This is a genomic window from Microbacterium sp. AC026, assembly GCF_979258475.1.
In genome coordinates, this window is sequence record NZ_OZ409857.1 from 3300855 (window position 1) to 3312534 (window position 11680).

14 protein-coding genes, 1 tRNA gene and 3 pseudogenes are annotated in these 11680 nt (G+C 68.4%); 9 read left to right on the top strand and 9 right to left on the bottom strand.

Annotation, left to right across the window (positions count from 1 at the left end; all coding sequences use genetic code 11):
* The first annotated feature begins 19 nt into the window (after window positions 1-19).
* The 3 genes from ACZZ93_RS16745 (at window position 20) to ACZZ93_RS16755 (ending at window position 1693) form a co-directional block, all read left to right on the top strand.
* Window positions 20-631 (top strand): GNAT family N-acetyltransferase, encoded by a 612-nt coding sequence (locus tag ACZZ93_RS16745; protein ID WP_053099195.1) that lies wholly within the window; start codon window positions 20-22, stop codon window positions 629-631.
* An 82-nt stretch (window positions 632-713) separates the two neighbouring features.
* Entirely contained in the window at window positions 714-1571 is an 858-nt protein-coding gene (locus tag ACZZ93_RS16750; protein ID WP_372984223.1) for a hypothetical protein, read from the top strand.
* Window positions 1572-1620: 49 nt separating this feature from the next.
* Window positions 1621-1693 (top strand) — tRNA-Ala (locus ACZZ93_RS16755).
* Window positions 1694-1739: 46 nt separating this feature from the next.
* Here the strand turns inward: ACZZ93_RS16755 and ACZZ93_RS16760 are convergent.
* Window positions 1740-2156 (bottom strand): ribosomal maturation YjgA family protein, encoded by a 417-nt coding sequence (locus ACZZ93_RS16760; protein WP_463511597.1) that lies wholly within the window; start codon window positions 2154-2156, stop codon window positions 1740-1742.
* A 21-nt stretch (window positions 2157-2177) separates the two neighbouring features.
* Window positions 2178-3856 (bottom strand): annotated as a pseudogene (gene pgi, locus ACZZ93_RS16765) (glucose-6-phosphate isomerase).
* Window positions 3857-3928: 72 nt separating this feature from the next.
* Here pgi and ACZZ93_RS16770 point away from each other — a divergent pair.
* Window positions 3929-4972, top strand: coding sequence for a hypothetical protein (locus ACZZ93_RS16770; RefSeq protein WP_463511598.1), 1044 nt, complete (start codon window positions 3929-3931; stop codon window positions 4970-4972).
* 27 nt (window positions 4973-4999) lie between these two features.
* Window positions 5000-5332, top strand: coding sequence for a DUF7882 family protein (locus ACZZ93_RS16775; protein ID WP_053097194.1), 333 nt, complete (start codon window positions 5000-5002; stop codon window positions 5330-5332).
* 1 nt (window position 5333) lies between these two features.
* Here ACZZ93_RS16775 and ACZZ93_RS16780 read toward each other — a convergent pair whose 3' ends face one another.
* A complete protein-coding gene (locus ACZZ93_RS16780; protein ID WP_463511599.1) occupies window positions 5334-5945 on the bottom strand; it encodes a flavodoxin family protein in 612 nt (203 codons plus the stop codon).
* 105 nt (window positions 5946-6050) lie between these two features.
* Between ACZZ93_RS16780 and ACZZ93_RS16785 the strand changes: the two genes are divergently transcribed.
* The gene (locus ACZZ93_RS16785; RefSeq protein ID WP_053097189.1) at window positions 6051-6254 is read left to right on the top strand and encodes a hypothetical protein; all 204 of its coding nucleotides are present in this window, start codon (window positions 6051-6053) and stop codon (window positions 6252-6254) included.
* Here the strand turns inward: ACZZ93_RS16785 and ACZZ93_RS16790 are convergent.
* The 3 genes and pseudogenes from ACZZ93_RS16790 to ACZZ93_RS16800 all read right to left on the bottom strand — a co-directional run bounded on the left by ACZZ93_RS16790 (window position 6255) and on the right by ACZZ93_RS16800 (window position 7732).
* Window positions 6255-6856 (bottom strand): annotated as a pseudogene (locus tag ACZZ93_RS16790) (GNAT family N-acetyltransferase).
* Between the two features lie 35 nt (window positions 6857-6891).
* Window positions 6892-7332 (bottom strand): ImmA/IrrE family metallo-endopeptidase, encoded by a 441-nt coding sequence (locus ACZZ93_RS16795; RefSeq protein ID WP_082297859.1) that lies wholly within the window; start codon window positions 7330-7332, stop codon window positions 6892-6894.
* A gap of 22 nt (window positions 7333-7354) precedes the next feature.
* Window positions 7355-7732, bottom strand: a complete 378-nt coding sequence (locus tag ACZZ93_RS16800) for a helix-turn-helix domain-containing protein (RefSeq protein WP_232224461.1) — start codon at window positions 7730-7732, stop codon at window positions 7355-7357.
* A gap of 94 nt (window positions 7733-7826) precedes the next feature.
* Here ACZZ93_RS16800 and ACZZ93_RS16805 point away from each other — a divergent pair, with 94 nt between their 5' ends.
* From ACZZ93_RS16805 to ACZZ93_RS16815, 3 genes are read left to right on the top strand one after another with little or no spacing between them, the layout of a single operon-like run.
* Complete coding sequence (locus ACZZ93_RS16805; protein ID WP_056279941.1) at window positions 7827-8036, top strand: hypothetical protein; 210 nt, start codon at window positions 7827-7829, stop codon at window positions 8034-8036.
* 18 nt (window positions 8037-8054) lie between these two features.
* Window positions 8055-8984: an aldo/keto reductase gene (locus ACZZ93_RS16810; RefSeq protein WP_463511600.1), complete on the top strand. Its 930-nt coding sequence runs from the start codon at window positions 8055-8057 to the stop codon at window positions 8982-8984.
* 38 nt (window positions 8985-9022) lie between these two features.
* Window positions 9023-9421, top strand: coding sequence for a PLDc N-terminal domain-containing protein (locus tag ACZZ93_RS16815; RefSeq protein WP_463507732.1), 399 nt, complete (start codon window positions 9023-9025; stop codon window positions 9419-9421).
* Here the strand turns inward: ACZZ93_RS16815 and ACZZ93_RS16820 are convergent.
* The 3 genes and pseudogenes from ACZZ93_RS16820 to ACZZ93_RS16830 all read right to left on the bottom strand — a co-directional run bounded on the left by ACZZ93_RS16820 (window position 9418) and on the right by ACZZ93_RS16830 (window position 11650).
* Window positions 9418-10391: pseudogene (locus tag ACZZ93_RS16820) on the bottom strand (epimerase). The gene ACZZ93_RS16815 and the pseudogene ACZZ93_RS16820 sit on opposite strands and share 4 nt — an antisense overlap.
* An 8-nt stretch (window positions 10392-10399) precedes the next feature.
* Window positions 10400-11029: a DUF4166 domain-containing protein gene (locus ACZZ93_RS16825; protein ID WP_463511601.1), complete on the bottom strand. Its 630-nt coding sequence runs from the start codon at window positions 11027-11029 to the stop codon at window positions 10400-10402.
* 9 nt (window positions 11030-11038) lie between these two features.
* Window positions 11039-11650: a TetR/AcrR family transcriptional regulator gene (locus ACZZ93_RS16830; RefSeq protein WP_463511602.1), complete on the bottom strand. Its 612-nt coding sequence runs from the start codon at window positions 11648-11650 to the stop codon at window positions 11039-11041.
* Between the last annotated feature and the right edge of the window lie 30 nt (window positions 11651-11680).

Sequence of the window (11680 nt, forward strand, 5' to 3'; positions counted from 1 at the left end):
GATGGATCAGGCGACGGGGATGCGGCATGGTCCCATCGAGTTGCGCCTCGTGCGCTCTCGGGATGCGAGGGCTCTTCAGCACGAGCTGTTGAGCAATCGCTCCTGGCTGCAGCCGTGGGAGGCCACCGTCCCGTACGGATCGGTCTCGTTCGACATGCGACTCAGCATCCGCCGTCTGCTGCAGCAGTACCGCGACGGCGCGGGCTATCCGTTCGTCATGGAGTACGAGGGTGAGATCGCCGGGCAGCTCAACGTGTGGGGAGTCGCCAGGGGGTCGTTGTGCTCGGCGACCATCGGGTACTGGGTGAGCGAGCGCTTCGCAGGCAAGGGCATCACGCCCACAGCCGTCGCGCTCGCGACCGATGCCTGCTTCACCGAGTATGCGCTGCACCGCATGGAGATCTGCATCCGGCCCGAGAACGTCGCGAGCCTGAGGGTCGTGCAGAAGCTCGGCTTCCGCTACGAAGGGCTGCGTCGCCGTTACATCCACATCGACGGCGACTGGCGGGATCACTACGCGTTCGCCCTCACTCGCGAGGATGTGCCGCAGGGCGTGCTGGCCCGGTGGCTGAACGGCGAGGTGCCTCCGGACGCCGCGACGATCCCGCCGTCGGACCGTTTCGCGCTCTGACACGCCGCTGACTTCAGAACTCCTCGCGACACACGCTCCGACTGAGCGTCGTGACCAGCGATGTTCCCGTACCGTTGTCGACATGGACGGGCCGGTGCTGAGCGGGGGAGTGATAGTCCTCGTCGCTGTGCTCCTGTGGATGCTCTACCTGCTGCCCTCCTGGCGTGGGCGCTTCCAGTACGACGCCGCGGAGCGCAACGCCGTCAGACTGAACCAGGCCCTTCGGGTGCTGGCCGAGACCAGCGAGACCCCCGGCGAGGTCCGTCTCGAACTCAACGCGCGGACTGCCCTCGCGCAGCAGAAGCTCGCGAAGCGCCTGCAGTCCGAGAAGGAAGCCGCGGAGCTCATGAAGCTCCGCGAAGAGCTGGCTGCCACGAGGGCTGATCCCGTCATGCGACAGGCCCGCGCGCGTCGCCGCGTGCGCATTGTCGCCACCTCGACCCTGCTTCTCGGTCTCGTCGTCACCGGGCTCGGCGTGTGGCAACTGATCGCGCTTCAGGCGCAGCTGCTGCTCTGGGTCGGCGGGTCGATCATCGTCGTCGCCGGCTTCGCCCTGCAGCGCATGTCGGCTGTCGCTGCCCGTGCCGCCCGGCGTTCGGTGCGCGTCGTCGAGCAGCCCGTGCAGAGGGCAGAGCCCGAACTGCACGATCAGGGCCCGGCGACATGGACTCCGCGTCCGCTGCCCGAGCCGCTGGTGTCGGTCGCAGGCTCGCGCGCGCAGGTGGCGAGAGCGGAGCTGGATGCGCAGGAGAAGCGCCGCGCTGCGGCTCGTCTCGCCGAGCTTCGTGAGCGAGCGGAGCGCATGGCGCCCGCCGCACCCGTGCAGATTCCCGCGGCCTCGCAGGCCGCCGCGTCTCCGTTCGCGAAGATGGGATACGTCGACGACGCGGAGATCGAGGCGCATGTGCGCGACCTCCTCGCGAAGCGTGCAGCGGGCTGATCCTCGCGGCACGAGAGGGTCTTCGAGCGTGATAGCGTAGAAGACGTCAGGGCCTATGGCGCAGTTGGTAGCGCGCCTCGTTCGCATCGAGGAGGTCAGGGGTTCGAATCCCCTTAGGTCCACCGACGAGAAAGACCCCCGAGCATCGCTCGGGGGTCTTTCTTCTGTCTACTGTGCGCGTGCGCGGAGACGGCGACCGATCGCGTGGTCGCAGAGGGCGGCGGCACCCGCGCCCACCGCGTAGGCGACGAGGTCGCGCGCATCGAATCCGACGCCCAGGACGAGTCGCACCGGCCAGAAGGCCTCGGACCAGATCGCCGGCAGACCGGTGAGCTGGAAGCACTCGATCAGCATGCACAGCGCCGCGGCGCTCGCACCCACGATCCAGACCGGGGCTCGTGGGAGCACGATCGCGATGACGACGTAGATCATCACCGCATAGAGGGCGTCGCCGAGTGCGTCCGCGATCGGACCACGACCGACGACGTGTGTGACGAGACCGGCCGCGACCACCAGGACGGCGATGACGACCAGTGCCCGGCGACGCGCACTGACGTGCGCGTCGCCGGGTGTGGCCGACTGCATCCGCCGCTCCCGCTGTCTCGCCTACTTCCGGTTCGCGCGGTAGTAGGAGAGCAGCGCCTTCGTGGAGGCGTCCTGCGCGTCGATGGCCGCCTCGTCCCCGCCGATGGCCGGAGCGATCTGCATCGCGAGCTGCTTGCCCAGCTCGACGCCCCACTGGTCGAACGAGTTGATGCCCCAGATCGTGCCCTGCGTGAACGTGATGTGCTCGTACAGGGCGATCAGCTGACCGAGCACCTGCGGTGTCAGCGCGGGTGCGAAGATCGAGGTCGTCGGGCGGTTGCCGGCGAACGTGCGTGCCGCGACGAGCGCTCCGGTGGTTCCCTCGGCCTCGACCTCTGCGGCGGTCTTGCCGAAGGCCAGAGCCTTCGTCTGCGCGAGGAAGTTCGCCAGGAACAGCTCGTGCACGTCCTGCCCGCCGTCGGTCAGAGGGTAGGCCGGGTTCACGAACGCGATGAAGTCGGCCGGAATCAGCCGGGTGCCCTGATGGATGAGCTGGTAGAACGCGTGCTGGCCGTTGGTTCCGGGCTCTCCCAGAACACCTCGCCGGTGTCGGTGGTGACCGGGGTGCCGTCCCAGCGGACCGACTTGCCGTTGGACTCCATCGTCAGCTGCTGCAGGTAGGCCGGGAACCGGCTCAGCTGCTGTGCGTAGGGCAGCACCGCATGCGACTGCGCGCCGTGGAAGTTGACGTACCAGACGTTGAGCAGGCCCATCAGCACCGGGACGTTGCGCTCGAGAGGCGTAGTGCGCACGTGCTCGTCGACCGCATGGAAGCCGGCCAGCAGATTGCGGAAGGTGTCGGGTCCGAGCGCGATCGCGAGCGACAGGCCGATCGCGGAGTCGACCGAGTAGCGGCCGCCGACCCAGTCCCAGAATCCGAAGGCGTTCGCCGGATCGATCCCGAAGGCCGCGACCTTGTCGAGCGCGGTCGACACCGCCACGAAGTGGTGCGCAACGGCGTCGGTGCGGGCGTCCTCGTCGTCGGAGATGGCTCCCGAGGCCTGGAGTCCGGCCCACAGCCAATCGCGCGCCAGGCGCGCGTTGGTGAGCGTCTCGAGGGTGGTGAAGGTCTTGGACGCGACGATGAAGAGGGTCGTCTCGGGGTCGAGGTCCGCGGTCTTCTGCGCGAGGTCGGTGGGATCGATGTTCGACACGAACCGCGCCTCGATCCCGGCATCCGCATAGGGCTTGAGCGCCTCGTAGACCATGACGGGCCCGAGGTCGGAGCCGCCGATGCCGATGTTGACGACGTGGGTGACGCGCTTTCCGGTGATGCCGCGCCACTCTCCGGAGCGAACTCTGGTGGCGAAAGTGCTGAGTGCGTCGAGCACGGCCTGCACGTCGGCATCCACGTCCTGTCCGTCGACGACGAGCGCGGGGGAGGAGTCGGCCGGTCGACGCAGTGCCGTGTGCAGCACGGCGCGGTCCTCGGACGTGTTGAGGTGGCTTCCCTGGAGCATCGCGGCGTATCGCTCGGCGACTCCCGTCTGCTCGGCGAGGCGCAGAAGCGCTGCGAGAACGTCGTCGGTGACGAGGTTCTTCGACAGGTCGACGTGGAGGTCTGCGAGCGGGAACGAGAATCGCTCCGCACGGTCGGCATCCGCGGCGAACCAGCCTCGCAGATCGGCGGTGATCGACTCGCGCAGCGCGGCGAGTTCGGACCAGGCGGGAGTGAGTGTCGGATCAACAGGAGCGGTCATGGATCCACGGTACTGCCGCACGCGACGTCGTGACCCCGTGATGACGTCCGGCCTCGCTCTAGGATGGGGGCGATGACCGACACGGCGCCCACGACGACCTCGGAGCGGAGGATGCGGCGCGAAATCGGCCGCCGGCTCGTGCGGGCTCCGCTCGCGTGGGGAGTGCTCCTGCTGGTGGCCGCGACGGTGTGGACGATCGCGGGCGACGACCTGAGCTTCTTCCCGTTCCTGCTCATGCTGCTCGGCGGCTGGAGCATCGCCTTCTCCTTCGTCAACGCGACGATGGACATGCGCCCGGTGCGCGCCGGCGTCGCCGTGCACCTGGGTGTCGCCGTGGTGCTGACGGCTGTGATGATCGTCGTGATCGACGCCGGGAGCGAGCTGCTCGCCGGCCTGCCCGAACCCGTGCGGGCGGTCATCGTCGTGCTGCAGATCGCCGCCGGTCCCGCCGCGGGATGGATCTGGCTGGGCCTTCTGTCGCGCGTCACAGACCGCATCGGACGGCGTGATGCCCTCAGGCGCCCGTCTCCTGTCGCACCCGAATGGGAGCGTGACGAGAACGGCGGCGGATCCCACGTCCAGTTCTCTGCCCTCGACCTGCGCATGCGGGCGCTGACGGTCGCCATCGTGGCGGTGGTCCTCGTCGTCGGCACCGCGGGCACCGTGCTGCTCATCGCATTCGACGACGCGGTGATGCACATGGGCGCCCGCCTCGCGATCATCCTCACGGGCGCGGTCGTCGGACTGCCGGTCTATCTGATGCTCCGCGCCGTGCTGAGGCGACGGACGCTGTCCTGCAGCGTCGCGTTCGGCGATGACGATCTGCGCATCCGCGCCGGAAACGCGACCCACCGCATCACCTTCCGGCAGCTGCAGCATCTCGTCTGGCGGACGCGATCAGACTACGCCCGCATCGAGGTGCGCGGCGCGGGCGTCGATCTCTCGCTGATCACCGGGCTCGCGAAGCCGCCGTCGGGCCGCACGGCCGAACTGCCCGCGCTTCCGCGTCGGGTCTTCCGACGACTCGAGCTCGCAGGGCTCGACGTGGAGCGTTCGCGCCGTGATGAGGTTGTGACGTTCTCGCCGCGCCAGAGCGCGCACGCGAGTACACGATGACACGCGCGTCGGGGTACGGTTTCCTTCATGGGAAGACTGCGATATGACGGCACTTCGGAGCCGATCCTCATCGACGACGAGACGCTCGCTCATCTGAAGGTCATCGTCGGCACGAAGCTCCGTCGCCAGGAGAGCTTCATGATGACCTGGCATCCTCGCGAAGGCGGCGACCCCGGCCGTCTCACCGTCTGGATGCACCCGGCGATCCCGCTGCAGTTCCTCTTCACCTCTCCGGACCCGCACAACATCGAGAAGGCGCGCATCGAAGAGATGATGCGCGCTCTCAACGCGACGGGCGAGCTCGTGATCGACGACTACGTGCAGCCGAAGGCTGACAGCGGGAGCGCGCCGAAGTCCTGAACTACTCCGCGGGGTATCCGTCTGCCTGGAGACTGTGGGCCAGGTGCACGGCATTGCGCACTGCCGTCGCCGTGGCCTGCGCGACCTTCTCAGGGGTCGTGGAGAGATCCTTGTAGTCGATGGTCTGCATCGCCTCGCCGTTCCAGTAGATCGACGACTGGGCGGGCAGCGAGTACCCGACGTCGTTCAGCGCCTGGAACAGGATCGCGGCGATGTGGTGGGCTCCATCCTCGTTGCCGACGATTCCGGCGATCGCGACCTTGTCGAACAGGATCGGTCGACCCGCATCGTCGGTCTCGCTCAGTTCGGCGTCGAGGCGTTCCAGCACCCGCTGCGCGACACTCGAGTGCTGGCCCATCCAGGTGGGGGTCAGGAACACGAGGATGTCGGCCGCCAGCACCTGCTCGCGCAGAGTCGGCCATTCATCGCCTTCGCCCATGTCGGTCTCGACGCCGGGACTGATCGAGTGATCGACGGCGCGCACCAGCTGGCCGGCGACTCCGTGCTCCGCGAGAGCTTGCAGGATCTGGGACCCCAGGAGGTCGCTGCTCGATTCCGCGGGAGACGGCTTGAGGGTGCAGGAGATGGCGAGGGCAGTCAGTCGTGTGCTCATCCCTGCACGCAATCACCCCCGCGGGCGATCGCCCAGGGGGTTCCGTCGCTGCCGCGTGTGCGCTAGGCGGTATCCTGGATGACGGCCGCTACGACAGGAGATCCCGTGATCCTCAGCTTCATCTTCTTCATGATCCTCTTCCTCGGAGGCATCTGGCTCATGGGGCTCGCGCAGTCGCTCGAGGACTTCCAGGCGATCGTCTTCATCGCCGGCCTGCTCATCGTGAGTCTGTCGCTCGCGTTCGTGATGCGCGCCAGCGGCTCGGCCACCCGTCGCAAGGACAACTGGTCGGGCAACGCCACCGAGTAGTCAGGCGCGTCTGGCCAGCCTCGCCTCGAGGTTGGCCTTCACCGCGGGCCACTCGGGCTCGATGATCGAGAACTCGACGCTGTCGCGCAGCGCGCCGTTGCGGTATCGGCTCATCGCGCGCATGACACCGTCCTGCTTCGCTCCCAGACGTTCGATCGCCGCCCGCGACTGGAAGTTGACCCACTGCGTCGTCAAGCCCACACGGAACACGCCGAGGTCCTCGAACGCGTGCCGGAGCAGCAGCAGCTTCGACTCGGCGTTGGTGCCGGTGCCGTGGGCCGACGGGCGATTCCAGGTGTAGCCGATGTGCAGCCGGGGGACGTCGGCCTCCAGGTCGTAATAGGACGTGAGGCCGAGGATCCGTCCTTCGGCGTCGAACGCGGTGAACGGGATCATCCCACCGGTCTCGATCAGGCCGATCCGACGGTCGATCTCGGCGGCGAGCCCGTCGGGGAGGGCACCGAGGTGTACCACGCCTGCTTCCACAGCTCACCCTCGAGCAGCGCATCGAGGAGGCCGTCGTGATGAGACGTCTCCAGAGGTCGGAGTTCGACGAGGCGGCCGGTGAGGGTGATCGGGGCCGGAGTGGTGCGGAAGGTCATGCAGCCATTCAATCAGCGCCGCGCCCGGCGCCATGTCACACGATCGGGGCGCGATGCTCCCACTGGCCCCGCCCCATCCTCGCGCCGACGTACGTGGTGTCCCCGACGCGACGCAGCAGCCGTCGATAGGCGGTCACGAGCTCGACGGTCACTCCCAGCTCGAAGGCGAGGCTGGCGGGGTGGGTGCCTCGCGCTCTCTCGGCCTCGGCGTACGCGTCGGCGTCGATCAGCAGTCGGGCCGCCCACTCGTCTGCTCGGCGCTCCTGTCGCGCGCGGATCGACGAATCCGCGGTGGGGGTGTGACCGAGCATCGCGTGCCCGAGCTCGTGCGCGATCACGCTGGATGTGGCCCTCGCGCTGAGACCGGGGGTGACCCGGATGGTCGCGGTGTGCGGTTCGTAGCCGCCGGGGCGCCGACCTCGACGTTCGATGAGGTGCAGCCCGTTCTCTTCGAGCAGGCGAAGGAGGGCCTCCATGATCCTCCTCGCCGGGTGGTCGTCAGTCGTAGAGATCGTCGGTGTCGTCAGCGTGCGCGAGAGGAGACTCGAACGCGACTTCGGATTCATCCTGGCGTCGACCACGGACATCGGTGCGGGGGTGCAGGGCGGTGATCGTGGCGCCGCCGCGGAAGCCCTCGGAACGGAGCCGCTCTTCGGCACGCGTGATCACCACGTGCGGTGCGATGTCGAGGGCCGCGCTGACCGCGTACAGGATGGGAACCGGGATCGAGCGCTTGCCCGTGACGTAGTTGTCGAGAGCGCTCCTCGCGATGCCGACCTCGCGCGCCATCGCGGCGATGCTGCTTCCGGCGGCGGCGATCTCGGCGCGGAGCTGGCGGCCTACCGCCGCATTGAACTGCTCGCCCGGTGTCTTCACGTGAGTCACGATAGCACCGGCATGAAGCCAGGATGCCGTCATACTGGTGCGCTGAACGCTTGTCGCACCCCGTATGCGGCGATACTGTCTATGAATGACGACAGATGTGCGACGTGCGGTGGCGAATGCGATCGAAGAAGAACTGCGTCGCGGGGGCCGGGACGCACCCTGGCTCTCCGATCGAGCGGGAATCGCCCGCGCAGCGCTCCGCAGGAAGCTCGCGGGTGAGGCCGACTTCACCGTTGCTGATCTGGCCGACATCGCGCAGGCGCTCGACATATCGGTCGCACGGCTCACGCCCTGACCGCACTAGCGTGGGGGTATGAAGACCATCCCCTTCGGATCCGCCACAGCCCCCGCCGTCGTCGCCGGAATGATGCGCATCGATGACAAGGATGATGCGCAGATCCGTGAACTGTACGACACCGCCCGCAGCGCCGGCATCGACTTCTTCGATCATGCCGACATCTACGGCGGCAGCATGCACTTCTGCGAAAGCCGCTTCGCCGATGCGCTGGGCCTGACGGCCGCCGAGCGCGACGAGATCGTGCTGCAGACCAAATGCGGCATCCACCCCGCCGAGGGCACGTTCGACTTCTCATACGAGCACATCGTCCGCCAGGTCGAGGGGTCGCTCGCGGCGCTTCGCACAGACCACATCGACGTTCTCCTGCTGCACCGCCCCGACACGCTGGTCGAGCCCGAGGAGGTCGCCAGGGCGTTCGACGAGCTCGAGGCCGCAGGCAAGGTCCGCTCGTTCGGCGTCTCGAACCACACGCCGCGGCAGATCGACCTCCTGCGCACCGCGGTCACTCAGCCCCTGGTCGCCAATCAGCTGCAGCTGTCGATCACGCACGCGCCGATCCTCGCGCAGCCGGTCGCCGCGAACATGGCAGGCGAGGACCAGAGCATCGTCCGCGACGGCGGAGGCATCGTCGAGTACTGCCGCATCAATGGCATCACGATCCAGGCATGGTCGCCCTTCCAGGGCGGCTTCTTCACGGGGGTGTTCCTCGGCAACCCCGAGTATGCCGAGCTCAACGCCGTGATCGATCGGCTGGCTGCATCGTACGCGGTCGCACCGATCGCGATCGCGACGGCGTGGATCACGCGTCACCCCGCGAAGATGCAGGTCGTGCTCGGAACCACGACCCCGCAGCGGGTGCAGGATGCCGCTGCCGGCGCCGACATCGAGCTCACGCGCGCCGAGTGGTACGAGCTCTTCCGCGCGGCGGGTCACCTGCTCCCGTAGCAGGCGCGCGAGACGCGGGCGTCGTCTACCCTGAACACATGCCGTTCCTGTTCTCGCTCCTCGTCATCGCGCTGATGATCGGCGCGCTGGTCGACATCATCCGCCGAGACGACGCGCAGGTGAGATTCCTGCCGAAGATGGCGTGGATCATCATCGTGATCCTCCTGCCGCTGATCGGCGGTCTGCTGTGGTTCGCGATCGGCAGGGAGTACTCGGAGGCGGGTCTGCGGCTTCCCCGGATGCGGCCGGCTGCGCGCCCTGCGACCCGCCGAGCCGAGCCACGCCAGGCCCCGCCGGTCGACGCTCGCAGCACGGAGCAGCAGATCGCGGATCTCGATCGTGAGATCGAGGAGTGGCGGCTGCGTCAGGAGATCGAGAAGCGTCGGCGAGACGGCGGCGACGCGTCATCGAGCGGGGCCGCGGACGCGTCGAGCTAGCCGACGCGCTCGAGATCGAAGGACTCCCGCAGGGCGTCTTCGAGGTGGGGATACGCGAACTCGAACCCGGCGAGCAACAGCTTCTCGGGGATGACCCACCGGCTCTTGAGGATCAGCTCGGTCTCGGTGCGGATGCCGATGGCGCCGAGCTCGAGCATCCACCGAGGCATCGGCGGACCGACGCGCACCTCCAGCAACCGCCGCACGGTGGCCATGAAGTCGGCGTTGTCGGTCGGATTCGGAGATGCGGCGTTCACGGGCCCGTCGAGGGTCGGCGTGACCTCGAGGAAATCGATGATGCGGGCGACGTCCTCGACGTGCACCCAGCTGAACCGCTGCCGTCCGCGGCGTGCGCCGGGGCGGTGGCCTGTGCCCGCGGCGCGGCGTGCGCGGCTGATCGGCCAGCGCCCGTCGTGCTGCGCCCCTCCGAGGCCGAGTCGTGCCAGGTTCTTCAGCGGGCCGAGCACGCCGCCGTGGCCGAGCACGATCGCACTGCGCAGGGCCACCCGCCGCGTCCGGGGAGGTCGTCCGCGAACAGCGCGCGCTCCCACGCCTTGGCCACCTCGACGGAGAACCCCGTGCCGATCTCGCCCGACGACTCGGTCATCGGACGCTCTTCGGCATGACGGTAGATGGTCGCCGTCGAGGAGTTGACCCACAGTGGGGGAGGAGTCGCGGCCTTCGCGATGGCGGAGCTCAGCGACGAGGTCGTGTCGAGCCGCGAGCGGAAGATCGCGGCGCGGTTCTCGGGCGTATAGCGGCAGTTCACGCTCTTGCCCGCCAGGCCGATCACGAGCGACGCACCGTCGACGGCCCGATCGATCGCCGCCTGGTCTCCCCAGGAGATGTCGGCGCCGGATCGCGAGACGGTGATCACCTCCCGCCCCGCTGACCGCAGACGGGGGATCAGGTACTGCCCCATGAAGCCGGTCGATCCGCCGATCACGACGGGTCCTGCGGAGAGGGGCATCGGATCCGTCACGGGGTCTCGCTCTCGATCGCGTACTCGAAGAATCCCGTGTACTCGTAGACGCGGCCGAGCAGCGGGGCGTCGATGGTCATGTTCACGTGGTGCCGCTCGCGCTGTTCGTCCCAGCGCTCGACGAGACCGATGCGCGGACTCAGGAAGGGCGGAGCGGTGATGCGCAGCCGCCCGAACCGCATCCCGACCCGGCGGATGGTCAGCACGACGGCACCGTCACGCACGTCGATGTCGAAGGTCGTGACGACCGTGCGACGGGGGCCGATCTCGTTGCGGAGGATGCGGTTCGCGCCGAGGGAGACGACGTCGGGCATGACCCAGGTGCGTCCTGGGAGATCGAAGTGCCTGACTGCCAGCGCCTCGCCCGCGACCGTGCGGTTCTCGATGCGGAACGGGACGTCGTGCTCCCATCCGGCGAACGCGACTCCGAGGGATTCCGCGATGCGGAACACCGGCCACAACCAGCGATGGCGCGAGCCCGCGCTCGTGAACACGCCCGTGCCGACTCCGACATGCCCGTCGGGGATGGTGCGGAAGTACCAGGCGGTCTTCGGGTGGATTTCCGAGATACGCTCGCCGAGCGCGCGCTCGTAGGGCGACCGTCGATCAGTGCCGGGTGCTGTCACACCCTCACCCTAGCGAGAGGTCGGACGCAGCAGTCGATCGAGCAGGGCGAGTGCCTCATGCTGCGGCGCGGTGTCGTCGAGGAGCCACTGCGTCTGCAGGCCGTCGGAGGCGGCCACGACCAGGGCGGCGACGGCCTCGGCATCGACGTCCTCGCGTATGAGACCCGTGTCCTGCTGCTCTCGCACGAGCGCGGCCATGTCCGTGCGCAACCGCGCGAAGCGGGTCGTCGCGAAGTCACGGGCAGCCGGGTGCCCTTCTTCGAGTGCGGTCGCGACGAGCATGGAGTAGAGCTGGACGAGCCCGGGGACCTCGCGGTTGGTGCGCGCGGACTCGATCATCCGCTCGACCGGCGTCGCCTCGGCCGGGAGGGCGTCGGGCTGCTGGCGACCGGGCGCCGTGCTCTCCTGGTAGACCGCGACGAGCAGCTCCTCCAGCGACCCGAAGTAGTGGGTGAGGGCCGCGTGAGTGACGCCGACGGCACTGGCGATGGAGCGGAGGCTCGTGCGGTCGGCTCCGCGTGCGGCGAAGACCTCGATGGCGCGATCGAGGATCTCCTGGCGACGGGCGATGCCCTTCGCGTAGGCACCGCGCTGCCGCGGGCGATCCCGATCCTGACTCATGAGGCGAGTCTACAGATTGAAAACTTCCGC

Excerpts from the sequence above, each read along its gene's own strand:
- ACZZ93_RS16775 (WP_053097194.1), top strand. The coding sequence starts at position 5,000 with ATGGGAAGACTGCGATATGACGGCACTTCGGAGCCGATCCTCATCGAC.
- ACZZ93_RS16810 (WP_463511600.1), top strand. The coding sequence starts at position 8,055 with ATGAAGACCATCCCCTTCGGATCCGCCACAGCCCCCGCCGTCGTCGCC.
- ACZZ93_RS16815 (WP_463507732.1), top strand. The coding sequence starts at position 9,023 with ATGCCGTTCCTGTTCTCGCTCCTCGTCATCGCGCTGATGATCGGCGCG.
- ACZZ93_RS16770 (WP_463511598.1), top strand. The coding sequence starts at position 3,929 with ATGACCGACACGGCGCCCACGACGACCTCGGAGCGGAGGATGCGGCGC.
- ACZZ93_RS16750 (WP_372984223.1), top strand. The coding sequence starts at position 714 with ATGGACGGGCCGGTGCTGAGCGGGGGAGTGATAGTCCTCGTCGCTGTG.
- ACZZ93_RS16830 (WP_463511602.1), bottom strand. The coding sequence starts at position 11,650 with ATGAGTCAGGATCGGGATCGCCCGCGGCAGCGCGGTGCCTACGCGAAG.
- ACZZ93_RS16805 (WP_056279941.1), top strand. The coding sequence starts at position 7,827 with ATGACGACAGATGTGCGACGTGCGGTGGCGAATGCGATCGAAGAAGAA.
- ACZZ93_RS16795 (WP_082297859.1), bottom strand. The coding sequence starts at position 7,332 with ATGGAGGCCCTCCTTCGCCTGCTCGAAGAGAACGGGCTGCACCTCATC.
- ACZZ93_RS16760 (WP_463511597.1), bottom strand. The coding sequence starts at position 2,156 with ATGCAGTCGGCCACACCCGGCGACGCGCACGTCAGTGCGCGTCGCCGG.
- ACZZ93_RS16745 (WP_053099195.1), top strand. The coding sequence starts at position 20 with ATGCGGCATGGTCCCATCGAGTTGCGCCTCGTGCGCTCTCGGGATGCG.
- ACZZ93_RS16780 (WP_463511599.1), bottom strand. The coding sequence starts at position 5,945 with ATGAGCACACGACTGACTGCCCTCGCCATCTCCTGCACCCTCAAGCCG.